This is a genomic window from Chryseobacillus diguaensis, assembly GCF_049220665.1.
GTDB lineage: Bacteria > Bacillota > Bacilli > Bacillales > Bacillaceae > Metabacillus_B.
In genome coordinates this window covers 480,322-493,862 of record NZ_JBMKNV010000001.1, presented here as the reverse complement: position 1 = coordinate 493,862, position 13,541 = coordinate 480,322, and the positions used below count along the sequence as shown (strand labels likewise).

General features: G+C 40.3%; 11 protein-coding genes. 1 reads left to right on the top strand and 10 read right to left on the bottom strand.

Annotated features, from left to right (window positions below):
* The first annotated feature begins 201 nt into the window (after positions 1–201).
* Positions 202–822: a trimeric intracellular cation channel family protein gene (locus tag ACOT8F_RS02400; protein ID WP_421649944.1), complete on the top strand. Its 621-nt coding sequence runs from the start codon at positions 202–204 to the stop codon at positions 820–822.
* Positions 823–1,440: 618 nt separating this feature from the next.
* Here the strand turns inward: ACOT8F_RS02400 and spoVK are convergent.
* The 10 genes from spoVK to ACOT8F_RS02350 all read right to left on the bottom strand — a co-directional run bounded on the left by spoVK (position 1,441) and on the right by ACOT8F_RS02350 (position 13,530).
* Positions 1,441–2,388 carry a stage V sporulation protein K gene (gene spoVK, locus ACOT8F_RS02395; protein WP_421649943.1) on the bottom strand — a complete coding sequence of 316 codons (948 nt, stop codon included), beginning with the start codon at positions 2,386–2,388 and terminating at the stop codon, positions 1,441–1,443.
* Positions 2,389–2,786: 398 nt separating this feature from the next.
* Positions 2,787–3,011, bottom strand: a complete 225-nt coding sequence (gene hfq, locus ACOT8F_RS02390; RefSeq protein ID WP_421649942.1) for an RNA chaperone Hfq — start codon at positions 3,009–3,011, stop codon at positions 2,787–2,789.
* A 39-nt stretch (positions 3,012–3,050) separates the two neighbouring features.
* Positions 3,051–4,016, bottom strand: coding sequence for a tRNA (adenosine(37)-N6)-dimethylallyltransferase MiaA (gene miaA, locus ACOT8F_RS02385; protein ID WP_421650036.1), 966 nt, complete (start codon positions 4,014–4,016; stop codon positions 3,051–3,053).
* 117 nt (positions 4,017–4,133) lie between these two features.
* Positions 4,134–4,520 (bottom strand): YmaF family protein, encoded by a 387-nt coding sequence (locus ACOT8F_RS02380; RefSeq protein ID WP_421649941.1) that lies wholly within the window; start codon positions 4,518–4,520, stop codon positions 4,134–4,136.
* 54 nt (positions 4,521–4,574) lie between these two features.
* Positions 4,575–6,431: a DNA mismatch repair endonuclease MutL gene (gene mutL / locus ACOT8F_RS02375; protein ID WP_421649940.1), complete on the bottom strand. Its 1,857-nt coding sequence runs from the start codon at positions 6,429–6,431 to the stop codon at positions 4,575–4,577.
* An 18-nt stretch (positions 6,432–6,449) separates the two neighbouring features.
* Positions 6,450–9,032 carry a DNA mismatch repair protein MutS gene (mutS, locus tag ACOT8F_RS02370; protein WP_421649939.1) on the bottom strand — a complete coding sequence of 861 codons (2,583 nt, stop codon included), beginning with the start codon at positions 9,030–9,032 and terminating at the stop codon, positions 6,450–6,452.
* Between the two features lie 178 nt (positions 9,033–9,210).
* Entirely contained in the window at positions 9,211–9,756 is a 546-nt protein-coding gene (cotE, locus tag ACOT8F_RS02365; protein WP_421649938.1) for an outer spore coat protein CotE, read from the bottom strand.
* A 405-nt stretch (positions 9,757–10,161) separates the two neighbouring features.
* The gene (ricA, locus tag ACOT8F_RS02360) at positions 10,162–10,590 is read right to left on the bottom strand and encodes a regulatory iron-sulfur-containing complex subunit RicA (RefSeq protein ID WP_421649937.1); all 429 of its coding nucleotides are present in this window, start codon (positions 10,588–10,590) and stop codon (positions 10,162–10,164) included.
* Between the two features lies 1 nt (position 10,591).
* Complete coding sequence (gene miaB / locus ACOT8F_RS02355) at positions 10,592–12,121, bottom strand: tRNA (N6-isopentenyl adenosine(37)-C2)-methylthiotransferase MiaB (RefSeq protein WP_421649936.1); 1,530 nt, start codon at positions 12,119–12,121, stop codon at positions 10,592–10,594.
* A 233-nt stretch (positions 12,122–12,354) separates the two neighbouring features.
* The gene (locus ACOT8F_RS02350; protein ID WP_421649935.1) at positions 12,355–13,530 is read right to left on the bottom strand and encodes a glycine C-acetyltransferase; all 1,176 of its coding nucleotides are present in this window, start codon (positions 13,528–13,530) and stop codon (positions 12,355–12,357) included.
* Positions 13,531–13,541 lie beyond the last annotated feature (11 nt).

Sequence of the window (13,541 nt, the reverse complement as noted above, 5' to 3'; positions counted from 1 at the left end):
CTTGCAATGAACAAAAATCTTTGCAAGCAAGGTTTAGGGATCACCGAACGCGAATGACCTACTCCTCGCTTCCTGCGAAACGCAAAAAACCTGACTTATAACGAAATTTATAAAATAATGGTTGATTTTATCTATTCGAGCAGATAAAATCAGATCGGCTGTACTGCTAACTGATTTGTACACCATCGGAGGGTTTAAGGAATGACTTGGGAAGTTCTCAGCATCATAGGCACAATCGCTTTTGCCATCAGCGGCGCCATCGTCGCTATGGAAGAAGATTATGATATTTTAGGAATTTATATTTTGGGAATTGTTACTGCCTTCGGTGGGGGTGCAGTCCGCAATCTGCTGATCGGTGTTCCGGTATCAGCTTTATGGGGTCAAAATGTTTTGTTTCAAGTAGCGCTATTGTCGATCACCTGTGTCTTTCTTTTTCCTCAAATTCTCCTGAAGCATTGGAATACATGGGGAAATTTCACTGATGCCATCGGTCTTTCAGCCTTTGCTATTCAAGGGGCATTATATGCCGTCCATATGAACCACCCTCTAAGCGCTGTTGTTGTCGCGGCAGTTCTTACCGGCAGCGGAGGAGGAATAATCAGAGATATGCTGGCAGGGCGTAAGCCTCTCGTCCTCAAATATGAAATTTATAACGTATGGGCGATTGCAGGCGGGTTTATTATTGGACTAAGGATTGCCAAAACACCTCTCGAACTTTATATTCTTTTTATATTGCTTGTTATCTTCCGCATTCTATCATATAAATATAAATGGAAGCTTCCAACAAAATCTCTTAATCATATGAATGACCGGAGCCTTTAAAAAAGTCTTTCAAAACAAAAACAAAAAGCACCTGAAAACGGTGCTTTTTCTATAATGGTTGTTTTCGCAGCAGCTGCTGCTATTCGTATTTGCTTATAACACGGATATATAGGCTTCGTGGTTTTTTCTTAAAATTCGAATATTCATTTGTTCAGAGTTTATTGGGATGAGAATGGAGGGAAACTTTAAGAAAGGCGGTTTTCTCAAAGATTGTTGCTTTTCGTACAAGCTCTTATCACGCATTCAGCCAAGCTTCGGGGCATCTTTTCTTAAAGAATATTGCCTTGCCGATGGTTTGTTAAACGTAATATAGGGTCATGAGCAACAAAGTTTAAGAAAAGAGTCTAGTCTTTTAACCCTGAAGCGGCAAACCAAAAGCAAGTAAACTTCCCCAGTCTACACTGAATTCGCCTATGAAGTTTGAAATTTCCAGCTGCAGTGTATATTTAGATGAATCACTGATTAAGATGAGCGGTACCTTCCAATATTTCTTGTGATAACGAATTTATTATTATCAGAAAACATTCAGTTTGTTTCCATAATATGATTATGATTAAAAGCCTCTCCGGTATAATGGGAGCGGCTTCATCCTTTTTATACTTACATATAAATTAACTGTTATTCCTTCAATACTAAATCCTGCACTTTTAAGGTAATAAGCTCTTCTCTTGAATAGTTATCTGCGTTTAAAAGACGCATAGCCTGGGAACGAATTCCCTTTTCAATAATGTTGCGGATATATCGCCCATTAGAGAATTTTGCAGGATGGGTGGTGCTTTTAATCATCATCAAGTGTTCAATGATTTTCCATTCAGCTTCTTTGCTCAAGAGATACTCTCTTTCATCCGTCATTCTTTTTGCGATTTCCATTAACTGTTCCACTGTATAATCCGGAAAATCGATCACGAGCGGAAATCTGGAATGAAGCCCTGGATTTATGGACAAAAATTGTTCCATTTCTTTTGAATAGCCTGCAAGGATTAAAATAAAGTCATGCTGCTTGTCTTCCATATGTTTGACAAGCGTATCAATGGCTTCTTTGCCAAAATCTTTTTCTCCCCCTCTTGCAAGGGAATACGCCTCATCTATAAATAAAATGCCTCCAAGCGAACGTTTGATTAACTCTCTTGTTTTTTGCGCTGTATGGCCTATATACTCCCCTACAAGGTCAGCCCGCTCCGCTTCAATTAAATGCCCTTTTGATAAGACATTCATTTGAAGAAAAAGCTTCCCGATCAGCCGGGCTACTGTCGTTTTTCCCGTACCGGGATTGCCTTTGAACATCATATGCAGGGCTTGTTTTCCAACTTTCAGTCCCTGTTCTTCTCTTTTTTTATTAATATATATCCATGCATATATTTCCTTTAAATTTCGTTTCATTTCCTCCATGCCCACGAGAACGTTCATTTCATCTTCAATTTCTTTTAATATGACATGCTTCACCTCTGCTTGAGGAAGGGGAGTGTTTACTTCAGCAGCATAGCTGCGCTCTTTCTTTGCCATTTTTTGCCCATTCAAAATAATATTAATTTGGCCATTATTTTTATATGTGACTGCCTGATCCAAAGAGGTTCACCTCACATTTCTCCTACTACTATACGTATTCATACTGTAAATCGTGACAAATGCCCATTATTTTATTTTTATCTTCAGCTTCGGTAAATGACTAATTATGGAGAAACCTGCGCTTTCCCGAGAAATAATGATCTTTGCTCACATTATTTTTCAGTATCTTTACAATGTATTCTTGAAGATCTCTTGTACAACCATCCTATTAAAGATAAAAAAAGGCTCTTTTCTTTCCTATAGTTTCTTGCTAGGACTCTGAAGAACGAAACGGAAAATGATAAGAAAGGATGTCGTTGAGCTTACTCCTTGGTGTGATTAATTCTCGCAGATAACTGCAAAAAAGCCTAATTAAAAAACCCGCAGGCAAGATTGTCTGCGGGTTGGAAGATCACTTCTTATTCAAGTTCAAGCTGAATGTTCTTTTGAGGTGCAAATGTTGAGATGGCATGTTTATAAATTAACTGTTGCTTACCTTCAGTTTCAAGAAGCACTGTAAAATTGTCAAATCCTTTTACCAAGCCTCTTAGTTGGAAGCCGTTTAATAAGAAAACTGTTACGAATGTACCGTCTTTGCGCAATTGGTTCAAAAACTGGTCCTGAATATTAATTGTTTGTTTCATGTTTCGTCCTCCTCTTTTCTCTATGTAATATAAATTCGATTAAAGTTTCAGCTTTCCTGCTGCATATGTAAAAATTTCGTGCGCCTTTTGGTTAATATCAATCGGCGGCGTCATATCGAACCACTCGACATTCATCTTATTTCGAAACCAGGTCAGCTGACGTTTTGCATATCTTCTTGAATTTTGTTTAAGCTGTAAAACGGCTTCAGAAAAGGGAATTTCCCCTTCAAGATAGCGATAAATTTCCTTATAGCCTATTGCTTGAATAGACTGCGCATTTCGCAGTCCTGATTGATAGAGGCTTTCTACTTCTTTGAGAAGGCCTGACTCTATCATGATATCTACCCTCTGATTGATTCGCTCATAAAGAAGGTCTCTTGAAACAGTGAGACCAATAAGTGCTGCATCGTACTGAAAGATGGCGTTTTGCTTTTCCAAAAATTCGGTCATTGTATTGCCTGTGCAATGTTGAATTTCCAGAGCCCGTATAACCCTTCTAACATTATTAGGGTGGATTCTCTCTGCGGAAACAGGATCAATATTTTTCAGCTGATTGTGCAGGAACTCTTCGCCGTGCTCCTGCCATTCTTTTTCCTTTTCATCTCGGAAGGCTTCATCCGAGGCTGTTTCTGTAAATTCATAATCATACAGGACAGATTGAATATAGAGGCCTGTGCCCCCTACAATCATTGGGAGCTTTCCCCTAGAAGAAATTTCCGTTATCAGGGACCTGGCTCTTTGCTGAAACTCTGCAGCAGAAAAACTCTCCTCAGGATTTTTAATATCCAGCAGATGATGAGGCACATTTTCCATTTCTTCGAAGCTTATTTTTGCTGTGCCTATGTCCATCCCTCTGTATATTTGCATGCTGTCACCGCTGATAATTTCTGCATTCATCTTTTGGGCAAGCTTTATGCTAAGCGCCGTTTTGCCTACAGCTGTCGGTCCAATTAGAACAACGAGTTTTTCTTTCGGTGTTTTCAAGTAAATCACTCTTTCAATCATGCTTTCTTTTTCTGGAATTAAACTGCAAGCAAGAATCTCCATATCCTTGTTCATTATAGCATGAAGAGAGGCCAATACACCCATTCATTATAACCCAGGTATAAAGGTTTTAAACGGTTATTCATCTACCCCAACAGGATTTGATGTATTGCCTCCAAAAGCATGTTTATGGACAGGCATCGAAGGAGTTCCGTAAACCACTCCTCCATACCCTCCCTCAGGGGGATCTGTGTAATTGTTATAGGTTACACCATATATTTCGTGATAATGGCTTCCATCTTCCCTTGGAATCGCCGGTCCGGTTTCTCCGTAAAATCTATGATAATGTCCGTTATTAAAGGAGGTAATCCCTGAATAATAATGAATATGAGCATCATAAGAATCACCGTTTACAGGTTTTGTAAAACGATTAATGATATGAAAATGATCTTCTGCATTAAGCGTTTCAAAAGCGTAAAGATGGGAATGGGATGGTTTATATGATGGGGCAAAAATACTTCTCATTTAGAAAGCACCTCGTTTTTCTACCATCCTACGCTGCACCTGTGTGTATCATTCTTACATAACCCGCTTAAACATTTTCTCCATTTCATAAATCGAGTAGTGAACAATAATTGGTCTGCCGTGAGGGCAAGTAAAAGGATCAGCAGAATGTCTCAATTCCTCTAACAAGGCAAAAATTTCATCATTTCTGAGATGACGGTTTGCTTTTATTGATCCTTTGCAGCTCATTAATATGGCCGCATCTTCTCTGATCTGTTTAATATCCGCTTTCTTCTCATCAAGAACCTGCTGAATCATTTCTTCAATAATTTCAGCTTCCTCACCCTTAGGGAACCACTGAGGATGGGAACGGACGATATAACTATTGCCTCCAAACGGCTCCAGGAAGATCCCCACTGCCGACAATTCATCCATATACTCCTCAAGCTTTACCGCTTCATCAGCAGAATAGTGAAGCGTAAGGGGAACGAGCATTTCTTGAACCTCAGACTGCACCTGCCCTACTTTTTCTCTAAAATATTCATATTTAATGCGTTCCTGTGCAGCATGCTGATCAATGATATAAAGGCCATTCTCATTTTGAGCAAAGATGTACGTTCCATGCATCTGGCCTATAGGATATAAAGGCGGAACTCTTCCCTCTTTTTTTGCTTCTTCATCAGGGAAAGACGAAGGGAAAGGTTCAGTTGCATTGGATTCGTAACTGTCTTCTTTTATATAAGTTACCGGAAGTTCATCAGAATGGTCCTTTTCCCCGGTCTGCAAAAATGTTGTCTCAGGCTCTTCAAATACAAAAGAAGGAGGCATTAATGGTTGCGTTTTTACAGGCATCGGTTTTTCTTTTTGTGTATGTTCAAGGGTAAACTGCTGCTGTTCATCTGCTCTTTTTTCAGGAATTCTTCGTTCAGGTCCGACAGGGATGAGAGTTCTTGTCCGAAAAGCTTCTTTGATTCCTTCTGCTATTACTTCATAAAGCTCCTGATCCTTGCTTAGACGCACTTCCATTTTCGCTGGATGAACGTTTACATCAACGAGCAGAGGATCCATCGTTATTTCAAGAAATACGATTGGGTACCGGCCGATCGGCAAGAGAGTGTGATAGCCTTCCTGTATAGCTTTGACTAGCGGATAATTTTTAATATATCTTCCATTAATGATGGTAGATATATAGTTTCTTGAAGCACGTGTAATTTCCGGAAGAGAAATATAGCCCTTTACTTCAAAGTCAAGCGAACGAAGGGAAACAGGAATCATTTTTTTGGCTATGGCAAGGCCATATATAGCGGCAATGACCTGTCTCACATCACCATTCCCATTCGTATGAAGGAGAAGCTTTTCATTATGAACCAGCCTGAAAGATATGGAAGGATGAGCCATAGAAAGCCGGTTTACAGCATCTGTAATGTTGCCAAGCTCTGTATGAACGGATTTCATGTATTTTAATCTCGCAGGTGTATTGTAGAAAAGGTTAGAAACAACCATATCCGTTCCTTTTCTGCTTGCAGCCGGTTCATGAGCTTCTGTTTTTCCTCCTTTTAGCAGCAGGCGGGTACCTGCATCTTCTCCGGTTCCCGTCTTCATTTCGACTTCTGAAACGGATGCGATACTCGGAAGAGCCTCTCCTCTGAATCCAAGTGTTCTAATCCTGAAAAGGTCGTTTTCATCTTTGATCTTACTTGTAGCATGACGATGAAAAGCATTCAGGCAGTCTTCTGGCTCCATTCCATCTCCGTTATCAAGGACCCGGATCATTCCGAGGCCTGCTTCTTCTAAATAAATCTCAATTACAGTGCTGTTCGCATCGATGGCATTTTCAACAAGTTCTTTCACAACAGAAGCAGGCCTTTCCACTACCTCTCCCGCTGCAATTTTATTGCTTAGATGATCATCAAGCCTGACTATTTTGGGCATCGATTTAGCCCCCTTACCTTACTTTAATTTTTTTTGAAGCTCATAAAGCTGATTCATTGCTTCAAGAGGAGTCATTTCCAGAACCGAAAGCTTTCTTAAACGGTCGACAATTTGCTTTTCCTTCGGATTCAGCTCCTTGTCTCTTTTGGAAGCTTTTTCTTCAAAAAACGACAGCTGCTCATCATTTACTTCAGATATCTGTTTATCCCCTTTTGTATCTGCTTGTCCTTTAGGCTGATTTTCGAAGCCGTGCAGAATTTTCTGAGCCCGCTGAATCAGTGCCTCAGGGAGTTCTGCCAATTCAGCTACATGAATTCCATAGCTTTTGTCCGCAGCTCCATCAGCAATTTTATGCAAAAATACCACTTTCCCATTTTTCTCAACTGCTCTTACATGGACATTTTTTAAGCTGCTCAGTTCTTCCGCAAGGACGGTCAGTTCATGATAATGAGTGGAAAACAATGTTTTTGCCCCAATGTTTTCATGAATATATTCAATAATAGCCTGTGCCAGCGCTATACCATCATAGGTTGATGTTCCTCTTCCGATTTCATCGAAGAGAATAAGGCTTTTTTGTGTTGCATTCACAATAGCATTTTTTGCTTCTAGCATTTCTACCATAAAGGTACTCTGCCCTGATATCAAATCATCAGCGGCTCCTATTCGGGTGAAGATCTGATCGAATATAGGCAGCCTTGCTTCTTCAGCCGGCACAAAACAGCCGATTTGAGCCAGAATGCTTGTCAACGCTACCTGTCTCATATAGGTGCTTTTTCCTGACATGTTCGGCCCTGTTATTAACAGCATTCCATTTTTATCATCCATCACGCAATCATTTGGCACATATTCCTGACTGTTCATGACCTTTTCCACAACAGGATGCCTGCCATCTTTAATGATAAGAGAAGAATCGGTAAATTCAGGTTTTGTGTAGCGGCGTTTTTCACTGACTGCAGCAAAGCACTGCAGCACATCAAGCTCGCTCACACATTTCGCAAGAGACTGAAGCCTCGGAATAAATCCTTTTACTCTTTCTCTTAATTCCGTGAACAATTGATACTCAAGCTCTACCATTTTTTCCTCTGCTTCAAGTATTAACGTTTCCTTTTCCTTCAGTTCTGGTGTAATATACCGTTCGGCATTCGCAAGAGTCTGCTTTCTTTCATATCGTCCGTCTTCAAGGTTGGCCAGATTCGCTCTAGTTACTTCAATATAATAGCCGAATATCCGGTTGTATCCGATTTTCAGCGACCTGATGCCGGTTATTTCCCGCTCCTTTGCCTCTAGCTCTGCAATCCACGTTTTCCCGTTTCTGCTGGCATTGCGGTATTGATCGAGCCTTTCATTGTACCCATCTTTCATCATGTTGCCGTCTTTAATAGAAAGCGGAGGATTTTCAATTAAGGCTGCATCCAAAAGCGTCAGCAAATCACTGCAAGGATCAATGGAAGTGACCATTTGACTGCTATATTCATAGTTAAGTGACGCTACGAGATTTAATATTCCAGGTATTTTTTCGAGAGACTTTTTAAGCTGAATCAGATCTCTTGCATTCACATTTCCAAATGCGACCCTTCCTGAAAGTCTTTCTAAATCGTAAACTTCTTTTAAAAGCTCTCTCAGTTCTTCTCTTTCAAAATAATGGTCAATAAACGTCTGAACCAACCTTGAGCGCTTTTCAATTTCCTGCTTCGAAATGAGCGGCCGGTCTATCCACTGCTTGATAAGACGACCGCCCATTGCTGTTTTGGTCTCATCCAAAAGCCATAGAAGGGACCCCTTTTTTCCTTTGGAACGAATCGTTTCGGTTAATTCCAAATTCCGTTTAGAGAAATAATCCATTTTTAAGAAGCGGTTCAATTCATACAAAGTCACTTTCTGCAAATGATCCAAGCTTCTTTTTTGGGTACGGGAAACGTATTGATAAAGACGGGAAAATGCCTTTTTAAGATCCGTTTCTTCCAGATGGCCTGAAAGTTTCTCAACCATTTCATCCTGTTCATCGTTATCCTCAATTGATACAGCAACAGGGCAGCGCTCTTTTATTTTGCTCAAATCACTTTCAGAAAAATCGCTCGCTACAACTAGCTCTCTCGCACCGAGGGTATAGATTTCATTGATTGCTTCTTCAATCGATCCAATCCAAGCAACTCCATTTTCACCTGTAGTAAGATCTGTCATGGCAAACCCAAAAGAAGCAGGAAAAACAGTAAGTGAAACAAGAAAATTGTTTTCTTTTTCTTGAACTCCTTTACCTTCCATCACTGTTCCTGGTGTGATCAGCTGGACAACTTCCCGTCTAACAACACCTTTAGCCTGTTTAGGGTCTTCTGTCTGTTCACAGATGGCCACCTTATGGCCTTTTTCAATTAAACGTTCTATGTATCCAGCTGATGAATGATAAGGCACCCCGCACATCGGAATGCGTTCCTTTCCTCCGCCATCTCTGCTGGTGAGGGTAATTTCAAGCTCCTGAGATGCTTCTGTCGCATCTTCAAAAAACATTTCGTAAAAATCGCCTAATCTAAAAAATAAAAAGGCATCCTGGTAATCTGCCTTGATTGTTAAATATTGCTGAATCATCGGGGTATAAGCTGTCATTTGGATCCTCCAATGCAAAACGTATACAAAACACATTTTATTATAACATAGCTAATCCTTGTCAGCGTGTATTTTGCAGATGTCCTGCATTTGAGAATTCTGCTAAAAGCCTGATGCAGAAGAGCAGCAGACTAAAGCCAAAATAAAAAACTAGGAAGATCCCTCTCCCTAGCTTTCTTTACTCATCCGCTTCTCCTACAAGAAATTCGGGATTTAAGTCCTCGAATTCTTCTTCAAGATCCTCTTCCCAATCATCTTCCTCTTCGAAGTGGCCGTCAGGATGTACAGCTACGGAAATTTTGGTTTCTCCGATCACTTCTGAGTAAATTTCCCGTTCTGCCTGAACGACAATTTTATTGCCGTTTGGTGAAATGGTTACTTCGAGACAATTTGGCTGCTGAAGCACTTTCGCTAATACTTCATGATCATCATCGAGATAATTATTGTCTTTGTATCTCAATTTGATTGTATCAACGTATCTTACTTTCTCTGTAACTACTTCTGTTTTCGTATTTTCTGCATAGGAATACCACACGTTAATATCGTAAGTACCTTCTACCTCAACAGTCTTGCCAACTTTTTGAGCATCATATTTATGGTTGATAATCCAACCGCCCAAAATGCTCGCCGGCCTTTGCGCAGGAGCGATTGTATGTGTGCATTGAGTGAACTTGCGCCCTTTCGCTACGACTGCTTTTGTAATAATCTCTCTGTATTCAGACATATGAACAAACCCTCCTCAAATCAATGGTCATTTCATTTTATGCTGGGCTCATTTAAATAGTTCCATTACCTAAAAGGAAAACAAGAATAATACCTCTAATTTCATCCTCATAGTCCATTGTATGCGGGGAAAGCAGAATATGTGCCCAAAAATTAGAAAAGCTTAACATGTACTGACTATGTATGAAAACTTTATCTTTTCTCTGCTTTATCATATGTTCAGAGAGAAAATTGTTGACTGAATGATGGGGGTAAATCAGGAATGATCTAAAGATTGGAAAAACAGCCAAAATAAAAAACGCGCCCGATGCGCGTTTTTTACTGTTAATGCAAATCATTCTGGCCTCAGGAAGTCAAAATAAATCATGGATTCCAAGTGATAAACCTGGGCTCTTTCACTTATAACTTAAGAGCAGCCGCCAGGACTGTTTTTTACTTTTGAACCAGTCTCACCTGTTAATAGATTTCCTCCAGTTGAGCTGATGACCTGGTTTGTCACATGATTTGAAATAGTGTGGGAAACAAGCTGGAGCAGATCATTTACCTCAAGCTGGGAATCTTTGAATTCCTGTATAATCGGAATACCGTCAAGTTCTTCCTGCAGCAAATCAATTTTATCCTCTACTTGTTTTAAAGCTTCAGATTTTCCATAATGCTGAAAATTGACCGCCTGCTTTTGGAGAGCTTTTATTTCAGCAATAATGTCACTGATTTTACGGTTTTCGTTTATCTGCGCTTCCGCACGCTTAAAGAAATCAACTTCTTCCGTATCCGCGATCATTTGCGCAAGCTCACGTGCTTTTGTTACAATTTCGTCCTTTGAATACAGAGACATCTTATCTCACCTCTATCGCTTCTTCTGCCATTTCCCCGTCCAAACTCCATGTTTTTGCTTTCAGGATTTTTACTTTGACTATTTTTCCGATTGCAGATTTAGGAGCCTTGAAATTAACCAGTTTGCTTTTTTCCGTATATCCGGCTAAAATTTCAGGGTTTCTTTTGCTTTCACCCTCTACAAGTACTTCGACAACCTGGCCTTCATATTCCTTCATTTTTTTGGCAGAAAATTCATTAACAAGGCTGTTTAAGCGCTGAAGACGCTCTTTCTTCACTTCTTCCGGAACATTGTCCTGCATTTTGGCAGCAGGAGTACCTTCACGAGGTGAATAAATAAACGTATAAGCACTGTCAAAACCAACTTCTCTGTATAGGGTAAGGGTTTCTTCAAATTGCTCTTCTGTTTCATTAGGGAAGCCGACGATAATATCCGTTGTTAAAGAAGCATTCGGCATGGCTTCTTTAATTTTTCTGACAAGCTCAAGATAACGTTCTCTGTCATATTTGCGAGCCATCATTTTAAGTACTTCCGAGCTGCCTGACTGAACAGGCAAATGGATATGATCCAAGAGATTTCCGCCTTTTGCGAGAACTTCAATCAGCCTGTCATCAAAGTCGCGAGGATGACTTGTAGTAAAACGGATTCTAGGAATATCGATCTTCCTGAGCTCATCCATTAAATCACCAAGCCCGTACTTCATGTCTTCAAAATCTTTTCCGTACGCATTTACGTTTTGGCCAAGCAGTGTAATTTCTTTATATCCATGGGCTGCAAGCTGGCGCACTTCCTGAATGATTTCCTCTGGACGGCGGGATCTTTCTTTTCCGCGTGTATATGGAACGATACAGTAAGTACAGAATTTATCGCAGCCATACATGATGTTAACCCAGCCTTTGATGCTTCCTTTTCGCGCTCTCGGAAGGTTTTCAATGACATCTCCTTCTTTAGACCAAACTTCCACGACCATTTCTTTAGACATGTAAGCCTCATTCAGAATGTTAGGCAGCCGGTGGATGTTATGTGTTCCAAAGATCATATCAATATGAGCATGCTTTTGCATGATTTTGTTCACAACTGATTCTTCCTGGGACATACAGCCGCAAACACCAATTAAAAGGTCAGGCTTTTCCATTTTAAGAGGCTTTAAATGGCCAATTTCCCCAAAAACTTTATTTTCGGCATTTTCGCGGATGGCACATGTGTTCAAAAGAATGACATTGGCATCTTCCACTGTGTCTGTTGGCTCATAGCCAAGCGCAAGAAAAATCCCTGCCATTACTTCTGTATCGTGTTCATTCATTTGGCATCCATAAGTTCGAATTAAAAATTTCTTTCCTTCTCCCATGCTTCTGAATTCCTCAGGAATAGAAAAGTCATTTTGATAAGTAATGTTTTCTTTGCCGCGTTTTTTCGCATCTTTTAATGAAGGCGGCATATAGACGGCTTGAAAATACTTGCTGTAATCCTTTTCGGATTTTTTGTCCGAAGAATCAATTTGCATATTTTCCATGCGCTGTTTCTCGTTCATGTTAAAAACTCCTTTCATGTATCCAAACGGTTCCATTTTCATTGAACAATGCTGACAGATTTCAATTTTATAGAATGAAAGCCTTTAAAGTCAGGTTTGTTTTCCTGTTTAAGGTTGCCAATATTATAGTATAGCCTTCTTATAGCCGGATCTCAACCATATTCACAGCTTCTGGCTTCATTATACAAATATTTTTAAGCAAAAAAAAGAGAGGAACAAGTCCTCCCTGCAGGTTACAGAATCGATAATTCTTTGGCTGCCTTTTCGAAAATCGTCAAGGCTTCCTGCAATTCTTCTTTCGAATGCTGCGCTGTAACAATTGTCCGTACCCTTGCCATTCCCTTTGCAACGGTCGGGAAAGCAATTCCTTGCGCAAATACACCGTATTCCAGCAGCCTATCTGAGAATTTGTGAGATAAAGCTTCATCTCCAACGATTACAGGAGTAATCGGTGTTTCACTTGTGCCGGTTTGAAATCCAAGCTCCTCTAGACCTTTTTTGAAGAATCTCGTATTTTCCCATAGCTTTTCAATTAATTCCGGTTCCTCGATCAATACATTAATCGCCTCAATACAAGCTTCCGTCACTGCAGGCGGATGAGAGGTGCTGAATAAAAATGGACGTCCTTTATGAATAAGATAATCAATAAGCGTTCTTGTACTTGCTACATAGCCGCCTAAAACCCCGATTGCCTTGCTAAGTGTTCCGACCTGAATATGAACACGCCCATCAAGGCCAAAATGATTGACAGTTCCTCTGCCGTTTTCACCAAGTACGCCTGAAGCATGTGCATCATCTACCATGACAAGGGCATCGTATTTTTCAGCAAGCTCCACAATTTCAGGCAGCGGTGCAATATTTCCATCCATTGAGAACACACCGTCTGTTACAATGAGCCTTACTCTGTAATCAGCCGATTCTTTTAGCGCTCTTTCAAGGTCTTTTGTATCGGCATGCTTATACACCTTTCTGGCAGCCTTCGTGAGCCTGATCCCGTCAATAATGGACGCATGATTCAACGCATCAGAAATCACAACATCTTTGTCTGTCAGAATAGCTGATAAAACGCCCTGGTTTGTTGTAAATCCTGATTGGAACACAAGAGCAGCTTCCGTATGCTTGAATTCAGCCAGTTTTTTCTCGAGTTCTTCATGCATGGTTAACGTTCCTGCAATGGTACGCACAGAGCCCGTTCCAGCACCATATTTTTCTACCGCACTAAGAGCCGCCTGGCGAAGACGGGGATGACTGGTGAGTCCAAGATAGTTATTAGAAGAAAGCTGGATCACTTCTTTTCCGTTAATCACAACTTTTGATCCTTGTTCAGATTCAAGAGGAACCAGTTTTCTAAATGTTCCCTGCTCTTTCATTTCATCTAATTCTCTTTGCAAATATTCAAAGCCTTTCATTCGGAACCCTC

Excerpts from the sequence above, each read along its gene's own strand:
- miaA (WP_421650036.1), bottom strand. The coding sequence starts at position 4,016 with ATGATTGAAAGAGTGATTTACTTGAAAACACCGAAAGAAAAACTCGTT.
- ACOT8F_RS02380 (WP_421649941.1), bottom strand. The coding sequence starts at position 4,520 with ATGAGAAGTATTTTTGCCCCATCATATAAACCATCCCATTCCCATCTT.
- miaB (WP_421649936.1), bottom strand. The coding sequence starts at position 12,121 with ATGAACGAGAAACAGCGCATGGAAAATATGCAAATTGATTCTTCGGAC.
- mutL (WP_421649940.1), bottom strand. The coding sequence starts at position 6,431 with ATGCCCAAAATAGTCAGGCTTGATGATCATCTAAGCAATAAAATTGCA.
- mutS (WP_421649939.1), bottom strand. The coding sequence starts at position 9,032 with ATGACAGCTTATACCCCGATGATTCAGCAATATTTAACAATCAAGGCA.
- cotE (WP_421649938.1), bottom strand. The coding sequence starts at position 9,756 with ATGTCTGAATACAGAGAGATTATTACAAAAGCAGTCGTAGCGAAAGGG.
- hfq (WP_421649942.1), bottom strand. The coding sequence starts at position 3,011 with ATGAAACAAACAATTAATATTCAGGACCAGTTTTTGAACCAATTGCGC.
- ricA (WP_421649937.1), bottom strand. The coding sequence starts at position 10,590 with ATGTCTCTGTATTCAAAGGACGAAATTGTAACAAAAGCACGTGAGCTT.
- ACOT8F_RS02400 (WP_421649944.1), top strand. The coding sequence starts at position 202 with ATGACTTGGGAAGTTCTCAGCATCATAGGCACAATCGCTTTTGCCATC.
- ACOT8F_RS02350 (WP_421649935.1), bottom strand. The coding sequence starts at position 13,530 with ATGAAAGGCTTTGAATATTTGCAAAGAGAATTAGATGAAATGAAAGAG.